General features: G+C 72.1%; 21 protein-coding genes. 17 read left to right on the top strand and 4 right to left on the bottom strand.

All coding sequences use genetic code 11. The annotated features are described in order from the left end of the window. Positions 1-233: 233 nt before the first annotated feature. Positions 234-824, bottom strand: a complete 591-nt coding sequence (gene pspAB / locus ABT095_RS10475; RefSeq protein ID WP_350528931.1) for a PspA-associated protein PspAB — start codon at positions 822-824, stop codon at positions 234-236. A gap of 10 nt (positions 825-834) precedes the next feature. Then, positions 835-1758, bottom strand: coding sequence for a zinc metalloprotease HtpX (gene htpX / locus ABT095_RS10470; protein WP_350528930.1), 924 nt, complete (start codon positions 1756-1758; stop codon positions 835-837). Between the two features lie 228 nt (positions 1759-1986). On the opposite strand from htpX, the gene hrcA reads away from it, so the two are divergent. The 15 genes from hrcA to era all read left to right on the top strand — a co-directional run bounded on the left by hrcA (position 1987) and on the right by era (position 16282). After that, positions 1987-3018, top strand: coding sequence for a heat-inducible transcriptional repressor HrcA (hrcA, locus tag ABT095_RS10465; protein WP_350528929.1), 1032 nt, complete (start codon positions 1987-1989; stop codon positions 3016-3018). Between the two features lie 70 nt (positions 3019-3088). Continuing rightward, a complete protein-coding gene (gene dnaJ, locus ABT095_RS10460) occupies positions 3089-4234 on the top strand; it encodes a molecular chaperone DnaJ (RefSeq protein ID WP_350528928.1) in 1146 nt (381 codons plus the stop codon). Between the two features lie 75 nt (positions 4235-4309). Then, positions 4310-5059, top strand: coding sequence for a 16S rRNA (uracil(1498)-N(3))-methyltransferase (locus tag ABT095_RS10455; RefSeq protein ID WP_350528927.1), 750 nt, complete (start codon positions 4310-4312; stop codon positions 5057-5059). Between the two features lie 183 nt (positions 5060-5242). Next, positions 5243-8428, top strand: a complete 3186-nt coding sequence (locus tag ABT095_RS10450) for a S41 family peptidase (RefSeq protein WP_350528926.1) — start codon at positions 5243-5245, stop codon at positions 8426-8428. A 64-nt stretch (positions 8429-8492) separates the two neighbouring features. Further along, a complete protein-coding gene (locus ABT095_RS10445; protein ID WP_350528925.1) occupies positions 8493-9293 on the top strand; it encodes an MBL fold metallo-hydrolase in 801 nt (266 codons plus the stop codon). 42 nt (positions 9294-9335) lie between these two features. After that, complete coding sequence (locus ABT095_RS10440) at positions 9336-9689, top strand: histidine triad nucleotide-binding protein (protein WP_350528937.1); 354 nt, start codon at positions 9336-9338, stop codon at positions 9687-9689. Positions 9690-9693: 4 nt separating this feature from the next. Beyond that, complete coding sequence (locus ABT095_RS10435) at positions 9694-10620, top strand: ribonuclease Z (RefSeq protein WP_350528924.1); 927 nt, start codon at positions 9694-9696, stop codon at positions 10618-10620. 199 nt (positions 10621-10819) lie between these two features. Beyond that, positions 10820-11929 carry a PhoH family protein gene (locus tag ABT095_RS10430; RefSeq protein WP_350528923.1) on the top strand — a complete coding sequence of 370 codons (1110 nt, stop codon included), beginning with the start codon at positions 10820-10822 and terminating at the stop codon, positions 11927-11929. A 14-nt stretch (positions 11930-11943) separates the two neighbouring features. Then, positions 11944-12438, top strand: coding sequence for an rRNA maturation RNase YbeY (gene ybeY, locus ABT095_RS10425; RefSeq protein WP_350528922.1), 495 nt, complete (start codon positions 11944-11946; stop codon positions 12436-12438). A 10-nt stretch (positions 12439-12448) separates the two neighbouring features. Continuing rightward, on the top strand, positions 12449-13777 hold the full coding sequence (locus ABT095_RS10420) for a hemolysin family protein (protein ID WP_350528921.1): 1329 nt from the start codon (positions 12449-12451) through the stop codon (positions 13775-13777). A gap of 66 nt (positions 13778-13843) precedes the next feature. Next, on the top strand, positions 13844-14065 hold the full coding sequence (locus tag ABT095_RS10415; RefSeq protein WP_350528920.1) for a hypothetical protein: 222 nt from the start codon (positions 13844-13846) through the stop codon (positions 14063-14065). Between the two features lie 75 nt (positions 14066-14140). Continuing rightward, positions 14141-14680 carry a DUF4383 domain-containing protein gene (locus ABT095_RS10410; RefSeq protein ID WP_350528919.1) on the top strand — a complete coding sequence of 180 codons (540 nt, stop codon included), beginning with the start codon at positions 14141-14143 and terminating at the stop codon, positions 14678-14680. Between the two features lie 16 nt (positions 14681-14696). Beyond that, entirely contained in the window at positions 14697-15050 is a 354-nt protein-coding gene (locus ABT095_RS10405; protein WP_350528918.1) for a cytidine deaminase-like protein, read from the top strand. A gap of 55 nt (positions 15051-15105) precedes the next feature. Next, positions 15106-15261: a hypothetical protein gene (locus ABT095_RS10400; RefSeq protein WP_350528917.1), complete on the top strand. Its 156-nt coding sequence runs from the start codon at positions 15106-15108 to the stop codon at positions 15259-15261. A gap of 91 nt (positions 15262-15352) precedes the next feature. Then, entirely contained in the window at positions 15353-16282 is a 930-nt protein-coding gene (gene era, locus ABT095_RS10395; RefSeq protein ID WP_350528916.1) for a GTPase Era, read from the top strand. A gap of 7 nt (positions 16283-16289) precedes the next feature. Here era and ABT095_RS10390 read toward each other — a convergent pair whose 3' ends face one another. Together ABT095_RS10390 and ABT095_RS10385 are read right to left on the bottom strand one after the other, a co-directional pair. Further along, a complete protein-coding gene (locus tag ABT095_RS10390) occupies positions 16290-16565 on the bottom strand; it encodes a protealysin inhibitor emfourin (protein ID WP_350528915.1) in 276 nt (91 codons plus the stop codon). Positions 16566-16704: 139 nt separating this feature from the next. Next, entirely contained in the window at positions 16705-17724 is a 1020-nt protein-coding gene (locus tag ABT095_RS10385; RefSeq protein ID WP_350528914.1) for a M4 family metallopeptidase, read from the bottom strand. A gap of 328 nt (positions 17725-18052) precedes the next feature. Between ABT095_RS10385 and leuA the strand changes: the two genes are divergently transcribed. Together leuA and ABT095_RS10375 are read left to right on the top strand one after the other, a co-directional pair. Beyond that, positions 18053-19834 (top strand): 2-isopropylmalate synthase, encoded by a 1782-nt coding sequence (leuA, locus tag ABT095_RS10380; protein WP_350528913.1) that lies wholly within the window; start codon positions 18053-18055, stop codon positions 19832-19834. 318 nt (positions 19835-20152) lie between these two features. Further along, on the top strand, positions 20153-20698 hold the full coding sequence (locus ABT095_RS10375) for a TerB family tellurite resistance protein (protein ID WP_350528912.1): 546 nt from the start codon (positions 20153-20155) through the stop codon (positions 20696-20698). The last annotated feature ends 120 nt before the right edge of the window (positions 20699-20818 follow it).

Raw genomic sequence — 20818 nt, 5'->3', positions numbered from 1 at the left:
ACCCCAGAACTCGCAGTGGTTCCGGCGGAGAGAGTGCTCACCTGCTGGCGGCTACGGCACCGAGTCTCTACGACTCAGCAAGTCCCATTAGGCGGGTGGGTGCGCACGACGGTCAGCAACGCCATGCCCCGCCCGACGCTCACGGCGGAGTGCCAGGCGGTACGGTCCGCCGTCTCGGGGACGGGCCCGGCCGGGCCGTAAACCGCATAGGCCTGCTGGCTCTCCAAGGTGCCTCAGGCCTCCAGCCCCGGTGCTCCCCAGACAGGGAACCAGCGGGTCAAGTCGGACTCGACGCGGAGGTCGTTCTTGAGCAGGCCGGAGATCTGGATCTCCACCGGGCTGTTGCGCTTCTCGCCGCCGCCGGGCATCGGGGCGAAGGGGTAGAACGAACCTCGCTTGTACAGGTAGACCAGGCCGAGGGGCTGGCCGGAGTCGTTGCGGAAGCCGACGATCGAGCAGAGGAGCTGGGGGCCGAAGCCGTTGGCCTCGAGTTCGCTGTTGACGGCGTGGAGGTCGTTGACCAGGTCGGGGAGTTCTTCGGGGGTGTGGCGGGCGAGGAGCCAGGAGTAGCCGTAGCCGTCCTGGCTGGCCTCCACGGGGGTGCCGCCGTTGGCGGTGTCGGCGTCGAGGAGGGCCCGGACCTGGCGTTGGACCTCGACGAAGGCGCCGCCCTCGACGGCGGCGAAGCAGACGGAGCCGAGGCCGGTGGGTTTGAAGCCGGCCGCGGCTTCGAGGGTCAGGGCGGCGGAGGGGATGCCGAAGAGCTGGTCCAGGTCGGGCTTGACGGGTTTGGTGCGGCCGAAGAGTGCGTCCAGGAATCCCATGAACCGATCCTCACTGGCCGAGTTCGGCCGAGATCTTGCCCAGCTGCGCCAGCCGCTTCTCCAGCGACGGGTGGGTGGACATCAGCTGGCCGGCGGCCTCCCGGGCGCTCAGCGCCGGGGCGAAGTAGAAGGCGTTGTAGGCCTGCGAGGCGCGCAGGTCCTTGCTGGGGATGGCGGCGATCTGGCCGGTCACCTTGGTGAGGGCCGAGGCGAGGGCGCTGGGCCGCCCGGTGAGCTGGGCGGCGGCGCGGTCGGCGGCCAGCTCGCGGTAGCGGGAGAGCAGCCGGGTGAGCAGGAAGCTGATCGCGTAGACCACCATGCTGACCAGCGGGATGACCAGCATCGCGATGGCCGCGTTCTGGTCGTTGCTGTTGCGGTTGTTGCCGCCGAACATGCCGCCGTAGAGGGCGATCCGGGTCATCATCCCGGCGAGCACGCCGAGGAACCCGGCCACCGTCATCACCGCCACGTCCCGGTGGGCGACGTGGGAGAGCTCGTGGGCGAGCACGCCCTCCAGCTCCTCGGGCTCCAGGCGCCGCAGCAGGCCGGTGGTCACGCAGACCACGGCGTTCTGCGGGTTGCGGCCGGTGGCGAAGGCGTTGGGCATGTCGTTGTCCGCGACGGCCACCCGGGGCTTTGGCATGTCGGCCAGGGCGCAGAGGCGGTCAACGGTGCCGTGCAGCTGCGGGTACTGCTCCGGGGTGACCTGGTGGGCGCCCATCGCCCGTTCGGTGATCTTGTCGCTGAACCAGAACTGGGCCACGAAGAGACCGCCCGAGATCAGCACGATCAGCGGCCAGGCCCCGCGCAGCAGGACGATCAGCACTCCGGTGAAGCCGACATAGAGCAGCCCGATGAAGAACATGGTCAGGACCATCCGGCTGGTGAGACCGCGGTCCGGGGCGAAGCGGGAGTGCTGGGGTGACGCCGACATCACTGCTCCTTCTCCGAGAAGTGCACAGATATCACTGTCTGTCTTCGATGCTGCCACCCCGCGACCCGCCGGGCACCGGCGAAGATCGGACGAGGATCACTCGGGCAGGCCGTTCCTGCGGTGGTGGGCGGGCCTTACACTGGCAGGTACGGTCCTGGCACTCTGCCTTCCTGAGTGCCAGAAGGAGTACCGACACCAGCTCAACGGACGAAGACGGAGGTGCGTGCCATGCTCAGCGAGCGGCCGTTGGACGACCGCAAGCTCGCGGTGCTACGCGCCATCGTGCAGGACTACGTCGGCACCGAGGAGCCGGTCGGCTCCAAGGCGCTGGTCGAGCGGCACAGCCTGGGTGTCTCCCCCGCCACGGTGCGCAACGACATGGCGGCGTTGGAGGAGGAGGGGTACATCCACCAGCCGCACACCAGCGCCGGGCGGATCCCCACCGACAAGGGCTACCGCCTGTTCGTCGACCGGCTGGCCGAGGTCAAGCCGATGAGCGCCCCCGAGCGCCGGGCCATCCGGCACTTCCTGGACGGCGCGGTCGACCTGGACGACACCGTCGCCCGGACGGTCCGGCTGCTCGCGCAGCTGACCAGGCAGGTCGCCGTGGTGCAGTACCCCTCGCTCTCCCGCTCCACCGTCCGGCACGTCGAGCTGGTCGCGCTGGCCCCGGCCAAGGTGATGCTGGTGCTGATCACCAACACCGGCCGGGTCGAGCAGCGGATGGTCGACTGCCCCGGCACGGTGGGCGAGACGGTCCTCGCGGACCTGCGGGCCAGGCTGAACGCCCGTGCGGGCGGCCAGCGGCTGCCCGACGTGCCGGCCCTCCTGGAGGACCTGCCGGCCGCCTTCGAGGCGCCCGACCGGCCGACCGTCACCACCGTGCTCGCCACCCTCTTCGAGACGCTCGCCGAGCAGAACGAGGAGCGGATCATGCTGGCCGGCACGGCGAACCTGACCAGGTTCGGCCATGACTTCCCGCTCACCATCCAACCGGTCCTGGAGGCCCTGGAGGAGCAGGTGGTGCTGCTGCGCCTGCTGGGTGAGACGCCCGACGCCGGAGTGACGGTGCGGATCGGCCGGGAGAACGACTACGAAGGACTCAATTCCACCTCGGTCGTGTCCGTCGGTTACGGTTCGGGCGACGAGAGCGTGGCGAAACTGGGCGTGATCGGCCCGACCCGGATGGACTACCCGGGCACAATGGGGGCGGTGCGTGCGGTGGCACGGTACGTGGGCCAGATCCTGGCCGAATCGTAGGAACCAACCGGGCCACCCGGCCCGGTGACCAGTCGCAGCACTTCAACAGGCGGAACAAGCGGAGCATTTGGTGGCCACGGACTACTACGCGGTACTCGGCGTCCGACGGGATGCGGGGCAGGACGAGATCAAGAAGGCGTTCCGGCGCCTTGCCCGTGAACTGCACCCGGACGTCAACCCGGACCCGAAGACGCAGGAGCGGTTCAAGGAGATCAACGCCGCCTACGAGGTGCTCTCCGACCCGGCCAAGCGCCAGGTCTACGACCTCGGTGGCGACCCGCTCTCCCCGAACGGTGGCGGCGGTGGCGCCGGGGGCTTCGGCGCGGGCGCGGCGGGCTTCGGCTTCTCCGACATCATGGACGCCTTCTTCGGCGCCGCAGCCGGCCAGCGCGGCCCGCGCTCGCGGACCCGCCGGGGCCAGGACGCCATGATCCGCCTGGAGATCAGCCTGGAGGAGGCCGCGTTCGGCACCACCAAAGAGCTCCAGGTCGACACGGCCGTCACCTGTACGACGTGTTCCGGCGAGGGCGCGGCCCCCGGCACCTCGGCGCAGACCTGTGACATGTGCCGCGGCAAGGGCGAGGTCTCCCAGGTGACCCGCTCCTTCCTCGGCAACGTGATGACCTCCCGCCCCTGCCCGCAGTGCCAGGGCTTCGGCACCGTCGTCCCGACCCCGTGCCCCGAGTGCGCCGGCGACGGCCGGGTGCGCGCGCGCCGCACCCTCACGGTCAAGATCCCGGCCGGTGTCGACAACGGCACCCGGATCCAGCTGGCCGGCGAGGGCGAGGTCGGCCCTGGTGGCGGCCCCGCCGGTGACCTCTACGTCGAGATCGCCGAGACCACCCACCCGACCTTCCAGCGGCGTGGCGACGACCTGCACTGCACGGTCACCATCCCGATGACGGCCGCGGCGCTCGGCACCCAGGTGCCGCTGACCACCCTGGACGGCGTCGAGGACGTGGACATCCGCCCGGGCACGCAGTCCGGCCAGTCCATCCCGTTGCACGGCCGGGGCATCACCCACCTGCGCGGCGGCGGCCGGGGCGACCTGATAGTGCATGTCGAGGTGCAGACCCCCACCAAGCTCGACCCCGAGCAGGAGGAGCTGCTGCGCCGCCTGGTCCTGCTGCGCGGCGAGGAGCGCCCCTCGGGCACCTTCGCCCCCGGCCAGCAGGGCCTGTTCTCCCGGCTGAAGGACGCCTTCAACGGGCGTTGATCCTTGCTGTTCCGGGCCCCCGCACCGACTGCCGGTGCGGGGGCTCCGTTCGTCCGACCTGTACTGAGGAGTGCCATGACCGCGCCCGTGTTCGTCGTCGAGACCGAGCGGCTGGCGGGGGCCGCGCCGGGCGCGGTGCTCCGGCTGGACGGCCCGGAGGGGCGGCACGCGGCCGCCGTGAAGCGGCTGGAACCCGGGGAGGCCGTCACGCTGGCGGACGGCGCCGGGCGCGGCGTGCACGGGACGGTCGCGGCCGTGCACGGCAAGGACGCGCTGGACGTGCTTGTCGCCGAGGTCCGGGAGGAGCCGGTGGCGGCGGCCCGGATCGTGGTCGTCCAGGCGCTGCCCAAGGGCGACCGGGGCGAGCTGGCCGTCGAGACGATGACCGAGGTCGGCGTCGACGTCGTCATCCCCTGGGCGGCCTCCCGCTGCATCACCCAGTGGAAGGGCGACCGGGGCGCGAAGGCCCTGGCCAAGTGGCGGGCCACCGCACGGGAGGCGGGCAAGCAGGCCCGCCGGCTCCGCTTCCCCGAGGTGGGCGAGCCGATGACGACGCGTCAGCTGCTTCCGCTGCTCGGTGCGGCCTCCTTCGCGGCCGTCCTGCACGAGGAGGGCTCGCTGCCGCTGGCGGCGGCGGAGCTGCCGCCGGCCGGTGACCTGGTGCTGATCGTCGGTCCCGAAGGGGGCATCTCGCCGGAGGAGTTGGCCGCCTTCGCCGAGGCGGGTGCGAAGCCGTACCGGCTCGGGCCGTCGGTGCTGCGGACGTCCACGGCGGGGGTGGCCGGCGGGGCGCTGCTGCTGGCGCACACCGGCCGCTGGAGCTAGGCACTGCGGTCAGTTGCACTATCCGTTCGGGGGCGCGGGGAACTGCGCGACCAGCCCGTGCGGGGCTGCAACTTGCCCTCGGCGGGCGGTGACGGCTCCGCTTCTTCCGGCTCGCGCAGTTCCCCGCGCCCCTGATAGTGCAACTGGCTGTGGTTGTGAAGTGAGCCTGTTTAGAGTGGCGCCGTGAGCTCTTACCTGCGGTATCCGCATGTGCACGGCGACTTGGTCGCCTTCGTAGCCGAGGACGACGTCTGGCTGGCGCCGGTCGAGGGGGGTCGGGCCTGGCGGGTGACGGCGGACCGGGTGGCGGTGCGTCAGCCGCGGTTCTCGCCGGACGGGCGGCACCTGGCGTGGACCTCCTTCCGGGACGGCCGCCCCGAGGTGCACGTGGCGCCGGCCGAGGGCGGGGAGAGCCGCCGGCTGACGTACTGGGGCAATCCGGCCACCGCGCTGCGGGGTTGGCTGCCCGACGGCCGGCCGGTGGCCGTCACCGCCGCCGGGCACGGCTCGCCCCGCCGGACGTGGGCGTACGCCCTGCCGCTGGACGGCGGCGAGCCCGAGCGGCTGCCGTACGGCCCGATCGGCGGCCTGGCCCTGGAGCCGGGCGGCGACCGCGCGCTGCTGCTCTCGGCCGCGAGCACCGAGCCCGCCCGCTGGAAGCGCTACCGCGGCGGCCAGGTCGGCAAGTTGTGGATCGGCAGCGGGCAGTTCGAGCGGGTGCACGCCGAGCTCGGCGGCAACATCGCCTCCCCGCTGTGGATCGGCGAGCGGATCGCCTTCCTCTCCGACCACGAGGGCGTCGCGCAGCTGTACTCCAGCCGCCCGGACGGCGGTGACCTGCGCTGCCACAGCGACCACGCGCAGTTCTACGCCCGGGACGCGGCGAGCGACGGCACCCGGGTGGTCTGGCACAGCGCGGGCGAGCTCTGGCTGCTGGACGACCTGGCGGGAGCCGCCCCGCGCCGGTTGGAGATCGACCTGGCCGGCCCGCGCACCGGCCGCCGTCCGCAGCCGGTGCCCGCCCAGCTGGACGAGTCCGCGCCGGACCACACCGGCCGGGCCTCGGTGGCCCTGGTGCGCGGCACCGTGCACTGGCTGACCCACCGGGAGGGCCCGGCCCGGGTGCTCGCCGAGCCCGCCGGGGTGCGGGCCCGCCTGGTGGCGGTGGTGCCCGCTGCGGAGGGCGGCGAGCAGGGGGCGCTCTGGGTGAGCGACGCCGAGGGCGAGGACGCGGTCGAGTACGCCCCGGCGGCGCTCGGCTCCGAGCGGCGGCGGCTGGCCTCGGGGCAGTTGGGGCGGGCGGTCGAGCTGGCCGTCGCGCCGGACGGCGCCCGGGTGGCGGTGGCCGCGCACGACGGCCGGGTGCTGGTGGTCGGCCTGGCCGACGGCGAGGTGCGGGAGTTGGCCCGCAGCGCCGACGGCGAGGTGCACGGCCTGGTCTGGTCGCCGGACTCCGCCTGGCTGGCCTGGTCGCAGCCGGCCCTCGGGCCGTGGAGCCTGCGCCAGATCATGCTGGCCGAGCTCGCGAGCGGCAGCGTCGCCGAGGCCACCCCGGCCCGGTTCGTCGACTACGCGCCGGCCTTCACGGCCGACGGCCGCCACCTGGCCTTCCTCTCCGTCCGGCACTTCGATCCGGTCTACGACGCGCACGTCTTCGACCTGTCCTTCCCGACCGGCTGCCGCCCGTACCTGATCACGCTGGCCGCCGACACGCCGTCCCCGTTCGGCCCGCAGCGGGCCGGGCGCCCGGTGGGGGACGAGGAGGAGCCGAAGAAGGAGCCCAAGGAGGGCGAGGAGGAGGCCGCCGACGCGCCTGAGGCCACCCGGGTCGACCGGGAGGGCATCGCGGACCGGATCATCCCCTTCCCGGTCGAGGGCGGCCGCTTCGGCAGCCTGCTCGCGGCCAAGGACGCCGTGCTGTGGACCAGGCTGCCGCTGGTCGGCGAGCTCGGTGACAGCGCCGCCTCGCCGGAGGACGAGCACCCCCGGGCGAGCCTGGAGCGGTTCGACCTGAAGAAGCTCCGGGTCGAGGAACTCGTCGGCGAGCTGGACGACTTCGCCGTCAGCGGGGACGGGCAGCGGATCACCGTGCTCGACCACGGCGCGCTGCGCTCGCTGCCCGCCGGGCACAAGGCGGGCGAGGACGAGGAGATCGAGGTCGACCTGGCCCGGCTTCGGGTCAGCGTGGACCCGGCGGCCGAGTGGCGGCAGATGTTCGACGAGAACGGCCGCCTGATGCGGGACAACTACTGGCGGGCCGACCTCGGCGGCTTCGACTGGGCGGGAACGCTGGAGCGCTACCGCCCGCTGGTGGACCGGCTGGGCTCGCACGACGACCTGACCGACCTGCTCTGGGAGGTGGTCGCCGAGCTCGGCACCTCGCACGCCTACGTGGTGCCGCTCGGCCGGGGCGCCGACGCGGCCCGGCGGCAGGGCCTGCTCGGCGCCGACCTGGTGCGCGAGGGCGGGCAGTGGCGGGTGGCCCGGGTGCTGCCCGGGGAGTCCTCCGACCCCAGGGCCCGCTCGCCGCTGGCCGCGCCCGGCGTGGCCGTCCGCGCGGGCGACGCGCTGCTGGCCGTCAACGGGCGGCCGGTCGACCCCGTCACCGGCCCCGCGCCGCTGCTCGCGGGCACGGCCGGTCAGCCGGTCGAGCTGACGGTGGCCGGGCCCGACGGCACCGAGCGCTACCCGGTGGTGGTGCCGCTGGCCGACGAGGAGGCGCTGCGCTACCACGACTGGGTGGCCGGCCGGCGGGCCGCCGTCCGGGAGCTCTCCGGCGGCCGGCTCGGCTACCTGCACGTGCCGGACATGGTCAGCTCGGGCTGGGCCCAGCTCCACCGCGACCTGCGGGTGGAGATGGCCAAGGAGGGCGTGGTCGTGGACCTCCGGGAGAACCAGGGCGGCCACACCTCGCAGCTGATCGTGGAGAAGCTGGCCCGCCGGATCGTCGGCTGGGACCTCGGCCGGGACCTCGCGACGGCCGACGCCTACCCGCACGACGCCCCGCGCGGCCCGGTGGTGGCGCTGGCCGACGAGTACTCCGGCTCGGACGGGGACATCGTCAACGCCGCGATCCAGGCGCTGGGCATCGGCCCGGTGGTCGGCACCCGGACGTGGGGCGGGGTGATCGGCATCGACAGCAAGTACACCCTGGTCGACGGCACCCTGGTGACCCAGCCCAAGTACGCCTACTGGCTGGAGGGTTACGGCTGGGGCGTGGAGAACCACGGGATCGACCCGGACGTCGAGGTGGTCATCGCCCCGCAGGACTGGGTGGCCGGCCAGGATCCCCAGCTGGCCGAGGGTGTCCGCCTCGCCCTGGTGGCCCTCGCGGAGCGCCCGGCGCTCACCCCGCCGCCATTGCCGTGAGTCCTTCGGCCGGGCAGAGTTGGCCGTCCCGTCGATGACCGTCGGGACGGCCCCCGGAGGCACCATGACGATCCACCACCTGGACTGCGCGACCATGTGCCCGCTCGGCGGCCGGGCCCTGCTGGGCAGCGGCGGGTCGCTGACCGGGCGGATGGTCGGCCACTGCCTGCTGGTCGAAGGGCCGGAGGGTCTGGTGCTGGTGGACACCGGCTTCGGCACCCGGGACGTGGCCGAGCCGGCCCGGGTCGGCCGGGGGCTGCTGCTCGCGGCGCGGCCCCGGTTCAGTCTGGCCGGGACGGCGCTGCACCAGGTCAGGGCGCTGGGCCACGACCCGCGGGACGTGCGGGACATCGTGCTGACCCACCTGGACGCCGACCACGCGGGCGGGATCAGCGACTTCCCCGACGCCCGGGTGCACGTCCTCGCCGAGGAACTGGCCGCCGCGCGGCACCCGCGCACCTCGAACGAGCGCCAGCGCTACCGCTCGGTGCAGTGGAGCCACGGGCCGAAGTGGGTGGAGCACTCCCTCGAGGGCGAGAGCTGGTACGGCTTCTCGGCCGCCCGGGTGCTCGACGCCCCCGAGGTGCTCCTGGTGCCGCTGGCCGGGCACACCCGGGGGCACAGCGCGGTGGCCGTGCGCAGCGGTGACGGCTGGCTGCTGCACAGCGGCGACGCGTACTTCCACCACCGGGAGGCCTACGGCCGGGCCCCGCTGATGCTCCGGCTCTTCCAGCGCTCGCTGGCCACCGACAACGCGGCCCGCCTGCACAACCAGGCCCGCCTGCGGGCCCTGCGGCTGGACCACGAGCGGGAGATCGACGTCTTCTGCGCCCACGACGCCCACGAGCTGGGCCGCTTTCGCTAGGCTCATCGGCGCAACCATGATCCCGTGTTGAGGAGTAGCCAGATGGCCGGCGAGGCGCAGTCCGACTGCCTGTTCTGCAAGATCGTGGCGGGCGAGATCCCGGCGACCGTCGTGCGCAGGACGGAGCGCACGCTGGCCTTCCGCGACATCGCTCCCAAGGCGCCGACCCACGTGCTGGTCATCCCGCACGCGCACTACCCGAACGCCGCCGAGCTGGCCGCCGCCGAGCCGGCGATCGCCGGTGAGCTGCTCGCCGAGGCCGGCAGGGTGGCCGAGGGCGAGGGGCTGAAGGACTACCGGCTGATCTTCAACACCGGTGCGGGCGCCGGCCAGACGGTCTTCCACGCGCACGTGCACCTGCTCGGCGGCAAGCCGATGACCGAGCGCATGGTCTGAGCCCGTGTCACAGCGCGAACTCGTCGTCCTCGGCACCGCCAGCCAGGTGCCCACCCGGCACCGCAACCACAACGGCTACCTGCTCCGCTGGGACGGCGAGGGCCTGCTGTTCGACCCCGGCGAGGGCACCCAGCGGCAGATGCTGCACGCCGGGGTCTCCGCCACCGGCATCACCCGGATCGGCGTGACGCACTTCCACGGCGACCACTGCCTGGGCCTGCCCGGCGTGGTCCAGCGGATCAACCTGGACCAGGTGCCGCACCCGGTGGACGTGTACTACCCGGCCACCGGTGAGGTGTTCTACGAGCGCCTCACCCAGGCCAGCGCCTTCCACTCCACCGCCGAGCTGCGCCCGCGCCCGATCGACGCCCCCGGCCGGCTCGCGGCCCCCGGCGCGCCGTTCGAGCTGTACGCGGCCCGGCTCTCGCACCCCGTCGACTCCTACGGCTACCGGCTGGTCGAGCCGGACGGCACCCGGCTGCTGCCCGAGCGCCTGGCCGCGCTCGGCCTGCGCGGCCCCGACGTCGGCCGGCTGCAGCGCGAGGGCAGCGTCGAGCTCGACGGGCGCACCGTCACCCTGGCGGAGGTCAGCGTGGCCCGCCCCGGGCAGCGGTTCGGCTTCGTGATGGACACCCGGCTCTGCGACGGCGTGTACGAGCTCGCCGAGGGCGCCGACCTGCTGGTGATCGAGGCGACCTTCCTGGAAGCCGACGCCCGCCTCGCCGAGGACCACGGTCACCTCACCGCCGCCCAGGCGGCCAGGGTGGCCACCGAGTCGGGGGTCTCCACCCTGGTGCTCACCCACTTCTCGCAGCGCTACCCCGACCTGGACGGCCACCTCGCCGAGGCCCGGGAGCACTTCGACGGGCACCTGGTGATCGCCGAGGACCTCGCCCGGGTCCCGGTGCCGCCGCGCCGGGCAGACGGCTGAGCCCCGTACCGGCACGGCGCGCGGACTAAAACCAGTCGCGCACACCCGTGCGGGTGGCGCAGCATCGACAGGCCGCCAGGCCCGGTGGCGGCCGCACGCCGCCGCAGCGATCATCCCTGCGGCGTACCCTGGTGACCCCGGAGCAGACCGGGCGGCACCCCGACGACGGATGGGATGAGGCAGGCCGCAGCGCCGACCCATGACTGAGACAACGCAGACCCCCGCCAACGGACAGCCGCGCCCCGACCGTGCGGCCAGCGCCCGGATCGTCATCCCCGAGAAGCACCCGATGGTCACCCTGCTCGGAGCCTCCGACTCCCTCCTGCGGGTGATCGAGCAGGGCTTCCCCGAGGCGGACATCCACGTCCGCGGCAACGAGGTGACGGCCACCGGCAGCACCGCCGAGGTCGCTCTCGTGAAGCAGCTGTTCAACGAGATGATGCTGGTGCTGCGCACCGGCCAACCCCTGACGGAGGACGCCGTGGAGCGCTCCATCACCATGCTCAGGAGCGCCGCCTCGGACCCGGACCACCCGGCCCCGTCCGAGGTGTTCACAGCGAACATCCTCTCCAACCGCGGCCGCACCATCCGGCCCAAGACGCTGAACCAGCAGAAGTACGTCGACGCGATCGACAAGCACACCATCGTCTTCGGCCTCGGCCCCGCGGGCACCGGCAAGACCTACCTGGCGATGGCCAAGGCCGTGCAGGCCCTGCAGGCCAAGGAGGTCAACCGGATCATCCTGACCCGTCCGGCCGTCGAGGCGGGCGAGCGGCTGGGCTTCCTGCCCGGCACCCTGTACGAGAAGATCGACCCGTACCTGCGCCCGCTCTACGACGCGCTGCACGACATGATGGACCCGGACTCCATCCCCCGGCTGATGGCCGCGGGCACCATCGAGGTCGCCCCGCTGGCCTACATGCGCGGCCGGACCCTCAACGACGCCTTCATCATCCTGGACGAGGCGCAGAACACCTCGCCCGAGCAGATGAAGATGTTCCTCACCCGCCTCGGGTTCAACTCCCGGGTGGTCGTCACTGGCGACACCAGCCAGATCGACCTCCCCGGTGGCACCCGTAGCGGTCTCAAGGTCGTCCAGGAGATCCTGGTGGACGTCCCCGACATTCACTTCTCCGTGCTGACCAGCACCGATGTGGTGCGCCACAAGCTGGTGGGCCGCATCGTGGACGCCTACGAGCGCTGGGACGCCCAGCAGGAGGCGGGCGCGAGCGGGGCCGACAAGCCGCGCAAGCCCGTCCAGCGCAAGGGCGCCCGCACCCCCCGACAGTCCCATCGCACCGAAAGCTGAGTACCAACCCCTCCATGTCGATCGACATCGCCAACGAGTCCGGCTGGGACGCCGACGAGGACGCCATCCTCGACGTCGCCCGCTTCGCCCTCGACAAGATGCGCATCCATCCGCAGTCCGAGCTGTCCGTGATCCTGGTCGACGCGGCGGCGATGGAGGAGCTGCACATCCAGTGGATGGACCTCCCGGGCCCCACGGACGTGATGTCCTTCCCGATGGACGAGCTGCGCCCCGGCAAGGAGGGCGAGGAGCTGCCGCAGGGCCTCCTCGGCGACATCGTGCTCTGCCCCGAGGTGGCCGAGAAGCAGGGCCTGGCGGCCCCCTCCAAGCACTCGATGGACGAGGAGCTGCAGCTGCTCACCGTCCACGGGGTGCTGCACGTGCTCGGCTACGACCACGAGGAGCCGGAGGAGGAGCGGCAGATGTTCGCCCTCCAGAAGCGGATCCTGGACGACTGGCGGGCCGGTCGCGGGCTCTCGGGGATCTCCCCGGCGCCGACCGTCCACTGAGGCCCGCGCTGTGAGTGGTGAGAGTACGAGCTTCCTGGTCGGGGCTCTGCTGCTGGTCGTGCTCGGTTGGCTGGCGGCCTGTGCCGAGGCGGGGATCTCGCGGATCTCGCGGTTCCGCGCCGAGGAGGCCGTCCGGGCCGGCCGGCGCGGCGCCGACCGGCTGCTGACCCTGGCCTCCGACCCGATCCGCTACCTCAACCTGGCGACCCTGATCCGGGTCGCCAGCGAGATGGCGGCGGCGGTCCTGGTCACCGTGGTCTGCGTGCGGAACCTGCACCAGACCTGGCAGGCCGTGCTGCTGGCCTTCGGGGTGATGGTGCTGGTCTCCTTCGTCGCGGTGGGCGTCTCCCCGCGCACGATCGGCCGCCAGCACCCGCTGACCACGGCCACGGCGGCCTCCTTCGTGCTGCTGCCGCTGGCCCGGGTCCTCGGCCCGATCCCGAGACTGCTGATCCTCCTGGGCAACGCGCTGACCCCGGGCAAGGGCTACCGCGAGGGGCCGTTCGCCTCCGAGGCCGAGCTGCGGGCGCTGGTCGACCTGGCCGAGAAGGACGACCTGATCGAGGACGAGGAGCGCCGGATGGTGCACTCCGTCTTCGAGCTGGGCGACACCATCGTCCGCGAGGTCATGGTGCCGCGCACCGACCTGGTGATGATCGAGCGGCACAAGACCGTCCGCCAGGCGCTCACCCTGGCGCTGCGCTCCGGCTTCTCCCGGATACCCGTGGTCGGCGACAACGAGGACGACGTGGTGGGCATCGTCTACCTCAAGGACCTGGTCCGCCGCACCCACATCAACCGGGACGCCGAGTCCGAGCCGGTCTCCGCCGTGATGCGTCCGGCCGTGTTCGTCCCGGACAGCAAGCCGGCCGGTGACCTGCTGCGCGAGATGCAGCAGATGCGCTCGCACGTGGCGATCGTGATCGACGAGTACGGCGGCACCGCCGGTCTGGTCACCATCGAGGACGTGCTGGAGGAGATCGTCGGCGAGATCACCGACGAGTACGACCGCGAGACCGCCCCGGTCGAGGACCTGGGGGAGGGCGAGTTCCGGGTGACCGCCCGCCTGCTGGTCGAGGACCTGGGCGAGCTGTACGGCCTGGAGCTGGTCGACGAGGACGTGGAGACGGTCGGCGGCCTGCTGGCCAAGCACCTGGGCCGGGTGCCGATCCCGGGCTCCTCCTGCGCGGTGCCGGTGCCGGAGGAGGCCGACGGCACCATGACCGCGATCCGGCTGACCGCCGAGAGCTCGGCCGGGCGCCGCAACCGGATCGGCACCGTGCTGGTCTCGCCGGTGCGGCCGGGCGCCGAGGACCCCCAGGCCGAGGAGAGCGACTGAGGGTCGGCCGGGCCCGGATGGGGCAGCCCGGTTGCCGGGCCCGGCCGACCTCCCCACGATGGGGCCATGACGCACGAACTCCGAGCCGAGACCGGCTCCGACGGGCAGATCCTCAAGTGGCACGTCGTGCGGGACTCCGAGCCTGCCGCGATGTGCGGGCGCGAGATCGCGGCCGACGCCGCGCGGGAGCCCGAATCCAAGTGGGGCACCGGGCTGCGGGGCTGCCAGCAGTGCGGCTCGCTCTACATGCACGAGGCCCCGCACTACCCCGGGGACCCGCACCGCTGAGTGGTTCCCCACCGCGTGCCGACGTACGTTGGAAGACGGTGCGGGCGGCATCCGTCCGCGTGGTGGGAGGTCACCGTGAAACTCCAAGACGAACTGCCCATGGACCACCGGCTCGCGACGGTCTACCGGATCGGCGCGGGCCTCGGTGGAGTCTTCCTGCTGGTCTTCGGGATCCTCGGGATGACGAGCCACCCCGGCTTCCTGAGCACCCACGGCGACAAGATCGCCGGCATGACGACCAACGGCGCGCTCAGCGTGCTCTCGGTGGTGGTGGGGCTGGTGCTGATCGCCGGTGCGGTGATCGGCGGCATCTTCGCCTCGAACCTCAACATGGTGGTGGGCTCGCTCTTCGTACTGGCCGGGTTCTACGGCCTGGTGGTGCTCGGCACCCCGGGCGGCAACATCCTGAACTTCCGAATGTCGAACGTGCTCTTCAGCTTCGTCTTCGGCTTCGCGGTGCTGACCTTCGGGATGTACGGCCGGGTGAGCAGCCATCTCCCGCACGACAATCCGTACTGGCAGAAGCGCCGGGCCCGGGAGCAGGGCCTGCCCTCCGGTCCGCCCGCCATGGTCAAGATCTTCAAGCCCGGCCCGCCGAACCCGATCGGGCACTGACGCCTATGCTCGGCGCATGAGCGAGATTGACGACCTGGACCCTGAAGACAAGAAGATCATCACCCTGGCCCGCTCCGCGCGGGCCCGCAACGGCGTCGCCGAGGGCGCTGCCGTCCGCGACGAGACCGGCCGCACCTATGTGGCCGGTACCGTCGCGCTCGAGTCGCTGCGGCTGAGCGCGCTGCAGACGGCGGTGGCGATGGCGGTGGCGAGCGGGGCCCGCAGTCTGGAGGCGGCGGCCGTGGTCTCCGAGGCCGCGCAGCCCGCCGAGGCCGACCTCGCGGCCGTCCGGGACTTGGGCGGGGCCGGGACGCCGGTGCTGCTCGCCGGGCCGGACGGGGCGCTGAAGCTCGCGGCCAAGGCGGAGTAGCCGTGCTGCCCACCCCCTCCGGGTCGATAGTCTGACCGGAAGGGGGTGGGCTGCCGTGGGGGCACTGGGGTTCTTCGCCGCGCTGCTGGCGAGTGTGATGGGGATGGGCCGCTGGGAGGAGACCGGCTCGCCGTACTGGCTCGCGGGCTCGATCGCGCTCTTCGTGCTCACCCTGATCGGCGGTCTGAGCTCCCGGCGCGGGCGCCGCTAGGGCCGGCGATCCGTGCGCCGCTCGGTGCGCCGGGCGGTGCGCCGGGTGGGGGTGGCGGGCGGCTCCCGGGCGATCAGGGAGAATGGTGGGCATGAGTGCCCCTTCCACCCCGTACCGCTCCGGGTTCGCGTGCTTCGTCGGCCGCCCTAACGCGGGTAAGTCGACCCTGACCAACGCCCTGGTCGGGACGAAGGTCGCGATCACCTCCGACCGTCCGCAGACCACCCGCCACACCGTGCGCGGGGTCGTCCACCGCCCTGATTCGCAGCTGGTGCTGGTCGACACCCCCGGCCTGCACAAGCCGCGCACCCTGCTCGGCGAGCGCCTCAACGACCTCGTCCGCTCCACCTGGGCCGAGGTCGACGTGATCGGCTTCTGCCTGCCCGCCGACCAGAAGCTCGGCCCCGGCGACAAGTTCATCGCCAAGGAGCTGGCCGAGGTCAAGAAGACCCCCAAGGTCGCCATCGTCACCAAGACCGACCTGGTCGACTCCAAGAAGCTGGCCGAGCAGCTGATCGCCGTCCAGCAGCTGGGCGTCGAGCTCGGCATCGAGTGGGCGGAGATCATCCCCGTCTCGGCCGTCGGCGACAGCCAGGTGCAGCTGGTCGGCGACCTGATCACCAAGCTGCTCCCGGCCGGTCCGCCGCTCTACCCGGACGGCGACCTCACCGACGAGCCCGAGCAGATCATGGTCGCCGAGCTGATCCGCGAGGCCGCCCTCGAGGGCGTGCGCGACGAGCTGCCGCACTCGCTGGCCGTGGTGGTCGAGGAGATGATCCCCCGCGAGGGCCGCCCGGCCGACCGGCCGCTGCTCGACATCCACGCCAACGTCTACATCGAGCGGCAGAGCCAGAAGGCCATCGTGATCGGCGCCAAGGGCGCCCGGCTCAAGCACGTCGGCTCCACCGCCCGCAAGCACATCGAGGCACTGCTCGGCACCCCGGTCTTCCTCGACCTGCACGTGAAGGTCGCCAAGGACTGGCAGCGGGACCCGAAGCAGCTGCGCAAGCTGGGCTTCTGACGCCTGATCAGGCCGCCGGTTGCCCCTCGCGCAGGACGAGCGAGATCAGCTCCCGCTGGGAGTCGGTCAGTTTCGGGTCGGCGCAGTGCACCGTGCGGCCGTCCACGGTGATCTCGTAGTGGAAGCCGTCCGGCACCCCGTAGGAGGGCCCGCGCAGCCCGCCGGCCACGGCCTCGCGGGCGAGGGCGTGGACGTGCGGGGCGTCGGGCCGCTCCTCGGTGTCCAGCTCCGAGCGGAGGGTGCGGCCCGCGAAGCCGCCGGTACGGGTCACCTGGATGCGCATGATCGCCAGTCTGTGTGGAAGTGACGGTGGTGGTGCGGTTCTTCACGGAGTATGCGCGAGTGCCACCCGTCTGCGTAGCACTCGCGCACAACTGCGCTGACGAGGCGTCAGATTCCGGCCGTCCGGCAGGTGTGGGGGGTCAGCCGGCGCTGATCCCCACCTGCGACCAGGCGGCGACCACGGTGGTGGCCACCGAGGCGTCGCTGAACCCGGCCCGGGCGGCGGCCACCGTCGCCCGGGCGAAGGCCGTGAAGTCGGCGTCGTGGGCGAGCTCGCCGCCGGTCAGGGTGGCGTACCAGATCCGCCCGGCCGTCTCCCAGGCGTTGCCGCCGAGCGCGGTGGCCAGCAGGTAGAAGGCGTGGTTGGGGATGCCCGAGTTGATGTGCACCCCGCCCTCGTCCTCGGAGGTGTCCACGTAGTCCCGCAGGTGGGCGGGCTGCGGGTCCTTGCCGAGCTGCGGGTCGTCGTAGGCCGTGCCCGGGGCCTTCATCGAGCGCAGCGCCACGCCCTGGATGCCCGGGGCGAGCAGCCCGGCGCCGATCAGCCAGTCCGCGTCGGCGGCCGACTGCCGCAGGGCGTACTGCTTGACCAGCGAGCCGAAGACGTCCGAGACCGACTCGTTGAGCGCGCCGGACTGGTCGTGGTAGTCGAGCCCGGCGCTGTACTGGGTGACGCCGTGCGTCAACTCGTGGCCGATCACGTCCACCGAGACGGTGAAGTCGTTGAAGATCACGCCGTCCCCGTCGCCGAAGACCATCCGGGAGCCGTCCCAGAAGGCGTTGTCGTACTTCACCCCGTAGTGGACGGTGGCGTCCAGCGGCAGCCAGCTTCCGTCGATCGAGTGACGGCCGTAGACGTCCTGGTACAGCGCGAAGGTGTCACCCAGGGCGTCGTACGCGCGGTTGACGGACCCGTCGGCCACCGGCGCGCCGCCCTCCTGGCGGACGGTCCGGCCCGGGGTCTTCTGGGTGTGATGGGCGTCCCCGATGATCCGGGTCAGCTGGTGGGCCGGAGCCTTGGCGGGCAGGGCCGTCAGGCGCGCGGCGCGGTGCGCGGCGTCCAGGGCGAGGGAGAGCTGCGCGGGCTCGTGCCCCTGCTCGGCGAGGTGGTCGAGGACGTAGGGCGGGACGATGCTGCAGAAGTGCGCGGCAGGTGTCATGTCGCCAAGAGTGAGGCATCGGTGACCAGATGTCACCAGCTTTGCTGCCCACCGGTCGTCTCAAGGAGTGGAATGGTGGCCCGGTTCACTCCGCCCGGCCGGTCGCCTGGGTTACGCTGGGCGGCATCATGCGTCACTGGCTGCTTCTTCTTAGCTGCCGCGGCGAGGGCCTGTAGACCAGTAAGGCCGGCCCCCTCGCCGCGGGGATCGTGCTGCGCCCGTACGCATCAATGTCGATGTCTCTTCTGCGGCGCACCAGTCGGCCGAGTCGGGTGTCCATCACCCCGACCTCAGCCCGCACCATTCAACGGAAGCCGAGAGTCTCTTCATGACCGAGCAGTCCGCCATCGCCCGTGCGTTCACCGACCGCCCGACCCCGATCACGGCCGCGAGCGTCCGCCAGCAGCCTTCCGGGATGCCCTTTCAGCGGTACGTACCCTTCGGTGCCGTCGACCTGCCGGACCGCACCTGGCCGAGCAAGGTGATCACCGAGGCGCCGCGCTGGCTGTCCACCGACCTGCGGGACGGCAACCAGGCGCTGATCGACCCGATGTCGCCCGCCCGCAAGCGCAAGATGTTCGACCTGCTGGTCAAGCTGGGCTACAAGGAGATCGAGGTCGGCTTCCCCTCCTCGGGCGCCACCGACTTCGACTTCGTCCGCTCGCTGATCGAGGACGGGGCGATCCCGGAGGACGTCACCATCTCGGTGCTGACCCAGGCCCGCGAGGACCTGATCGAGCGCACCGTGGAGTCGCTGCGCGGCGCCCCCCGGGCCACCGTGCACCTGTACAACGCGACTTCGCCGCTGTTCCGCCGGGTGGTCTTCAAGGGCTCGAAGGAGGACATCAAGGCGATCGCCACCGACGGCACCCGCCTGGTGATGGAGTACGCCGAGAAGATCCTGGGCGACGACACGGTCTTCGGTTACGAGTACTCGCCGGAGATCTTCATCGACACCGAGCTGGACTTCGCGCTGGAGGTCTGCGAGGCGGTGATGGACGTCTGGCAGCCGGGCGAGGGCCGCGAGATCATCCTGAACCTGCCGACCACGGTCGAGCGCTCCACGCCGAACGTCTACGCCGACAAGATCGAGTGGATGTCGCGGAACCTGACCCGCCGCGAATTCGTCTGCCTGTCCACCCACCCGCACAACGACCGGGGCACCGGCGTGGCCTCCGCCGAGCTGGCGATGATGGCCGGTGCGGACCGGGTCGAGGGCTGTCTGTTCGGCCAGGGCGAGCGGACCGGCAACCTGGACCTGGTCAACGTCGGGATGAACCTGTTCTCCCAGGGCGTGGACCCGATGATCGACTTCTCCGACATCGACGAGATCCGCCGCACCGCCGAGTACTGCAACCAGATGCCGGTGCCCGAGCGCCACCCCTACGCGGGCGACCTGGTCTACACCTCCTTCTCGGGCTCGCACCAGGACGCGATCAAGAAGGGCTTCGACGCGCTGGAGGCCGACGCGGCCGCGGCCGGCGTGCCGGTCGGGGAGTACACCTGGGGCGTGCCGTACCTGCCGATCGACCCGAAGGACGTCGGCCGCTCCTACGAGGCCGTGATCCGGGTCAACTCGCAGTCCGGCAAGGGCGGCATCGCGTACGTCCTGAAGAACGACCACAAGCTGGACCTGCCGCGCCGGATGCAGATCGAGTTCTCGAAGATCATCCAGGTCAAGACCGACAGCGAGGGCGGCGAGGTCACCCCGGCCGCGATCTGGGACGTCTTCCAGGACGAGTACCTGCCGACCCCGGGCAACCCGTGGGGCCGGATCAGCCTGAGCGGCTCGCGCAGCCTGACCACCGAGGACGGCCGCGACGCGCTGACCACCGAGGCGGTCGTGGACGGCGTGCCGGCCACCCTGACCGGTACCGGCAACGGCCCCGTCTCCGCCTTCGGTGACGCGCTGGCCCGGATCGGCGTGGACGTACGGGTGCTGGACTACGCCGAGCACGCGCTGAGCGAGGGCGGCGACGCGCAGGCCGCCGCGTACGTCGAGTGCGCCGTGGACGGCAAGGTGCTGTGGGGCGTCGGCATCGACTCGAACACCGTGCTGGCTTCGCTGAAGGCGATGGTGAGCGCCGTCAACCGCGCGCAGCGCGGCTGACCTGCCCGTTGTGAGTCGTGGCGCGGATCCGATGTGTTCCGCGCCACACTTTTACCCGTTCGGGGTGCTGACACATCCCCGTAACCGTGGCAGCATCTATCCACCGGTTGACCGGGGTCGGTGGGACGGCCTCGGCGCCGGTCGCGTGACCTGCCCATTGATGTGCAGGCCGCCTGCCATGTCTGGGGAGTTGGCGCCGTGACAGGGTTGTGGGGTGTCCGTCCTCGGTGGCGGACTGACGTCCTCGGTGAGTTCTTCTGTCCGGGCTGTGGTGGGGATCGCAACTACCGTCGGCAGCACGGTCGGCGGTGGCTGCGGTTGGTCGGTACGCCGGTCCTCCCGCTCGGTCCGGTGCTCGGCAGTGTGCAGTGCACCACCTGCCACGGCAGGTACGGCGTGGAAACCCTGGAGCAACCCACCTGTGTCCGGCTTGCGTCGATGCTGCGGGACGCCCAGTACACCGTCGCGCTGGCCGTGCTCGCGGCCGGTGGCACCGGCGGCCGGGCCGCCCGGGAGGCCGCCTGCGCCGTGGTCCGGGAGGCCGGGTTCGAGGACTGCGGGGAGGCCCAGGTGCTCGCCGCGCTGGCCGCCCTCTCGGGCGAGGGCGGGGACGCGCCGGTCGACCTGGACGGCGCCGGCAGCGGCCTGACCATCGAACTGCACGCCGCCCTCGAGCCGTTGGCCCCGCACCTGGCCCAGCAGGGCCGCGAGCGGCTGCTGTTGCAGGGCGCCTGGATCGCCCTCGCCGACGGCCGCTACCTCCCGCAGGAACGTACCGCCCTGGCGGCCGTCGGCCGCTGCCTCAAGCTCGCGGAGAGCAGGGTCGGCGAACTGCTCGAGTCGGCGACCAGCGCGCCGCACTGACTCTCTCCTCGGTACTCCGCACGACTCGTTTCCCCTCGGTCCTCCGTTCGTCTCCGCATTCCCCCCAGGCCGGGCCCGACTCCCCCCTCCGGGCCCGCCGTCACCCGCACCAGCGGTGTC

It is taken from the genome of Kitasatospora sp. NPDC002227, assembly GCF_040296285.1.
GTDB lineage: Bacteria > Actinomycetota > Actinomycetes > Streptomycetales > Streptomycetaceae > Kitasatospora.
Note: the sequence above shows the minus strand (reverse complement) of the source record. Positions and strands in the feature narration are given on the sequence as shown.

Excerpts from the sequence above, each read along its gene's own strand:
- pspAB (WP_350528931.1), bottom strand. The coding sequence starts at position 824 with ATGGGATTCCTGGACGCACTCTTCGGCCGCACCAAACCCGTCAAGCCC.
- htpX (WP_350528930.1), bottom strand. The coding sequence starts at position 1,758 with ATGTCGGCGTCACCCCAGCACTCCCGCTTCGCCCCGGACCGCGGTCTC.
- hrcA (WP_350528929.1), top strand. The coding sequence starts at position 1,987 with ATGCTCAGCGAGCGGCCGTTGGACGACCGCAAGCTCGCGGTGCTACGC.
- ABT095_RS10455 (WP_350528927.1), top strand. The coding sequence starts at position 4,310 with ATGACCGCGCCCGTGTTCGTCGTCGAGACCGAGCGGCTGGCGGGGGCC.
- ABT095_RS10445 (WP_350528925.1), top strand. The coding sequence starts at position 8,493 with ATGACGATCCACCACCTGGACTGCGCGACCATGTGCCCGCTCGGCGGC.
- ABT095_RS10440 (WP_350528937.1), top strand. The coding sequence starts at position 9,336 with ATGGCCGGCGAGGCGCAGTCCGACTGCCTGTTCTGCAAGATCGTGGCG.
- ABT095_RS10430 (WP_350528923.1), top strand. The coding sequence starts at position 10,820 with ATGACTGAGACAACGCAGACCCCCGCCAACGGACAGCCGCGCCCCGAC.
- ybeY (WP_350528922.1), top strand. The coding sequence starts at position 11,944 with ATGTCGATCGACATCGCCAACGAGTCCGGCTGGGACGCCGACGAGGAC.
- ABT095_RS10415 (WP_350528920.1), top strand. The coding sequence starts at position 13,844 with ATGACGCACGAACTCCGAGCCGAGACCGGCTCCGACGGGCAGATCCTC.
- ABT095_RS10405 (WP_350528918.1), top strand. The coding sequence starts at position 14,697 with ATGAGCGAGATTGACGACCTGGACCCTGAAGACAAGAAGATCATCACC.
- era (WP_350528916.1), top strand. The coding sequence starts at position 15,353 with ATGAGTGCCCCTTCCACCCCGTACCGCTCCGGGTTCGCGTGCTTCGTC.
- ABT095_RS10390 (WP_350528915.1), bottom strand. The coding sequence starts at position 16,565 with ATGCGCATCCAGGTGACCCGTACCGGCGGCTTCGCGGGCCGCACCCTC.
- ABT095_RS10385 (WP_350528914.1), bottom strand. The coding sequence starts at position 17,724 with ATGACACCTGCCGCGCACTTCTGCAGCATCGTCCCGCCCTACGTCCTC.
- leuA (WP_350528913.1), top strand. The coding sequence starts at position 18,053 with ATGACCGAGCAGTCCGCCATCGCCCGTGCGTTCACCGACCGCCCGACC.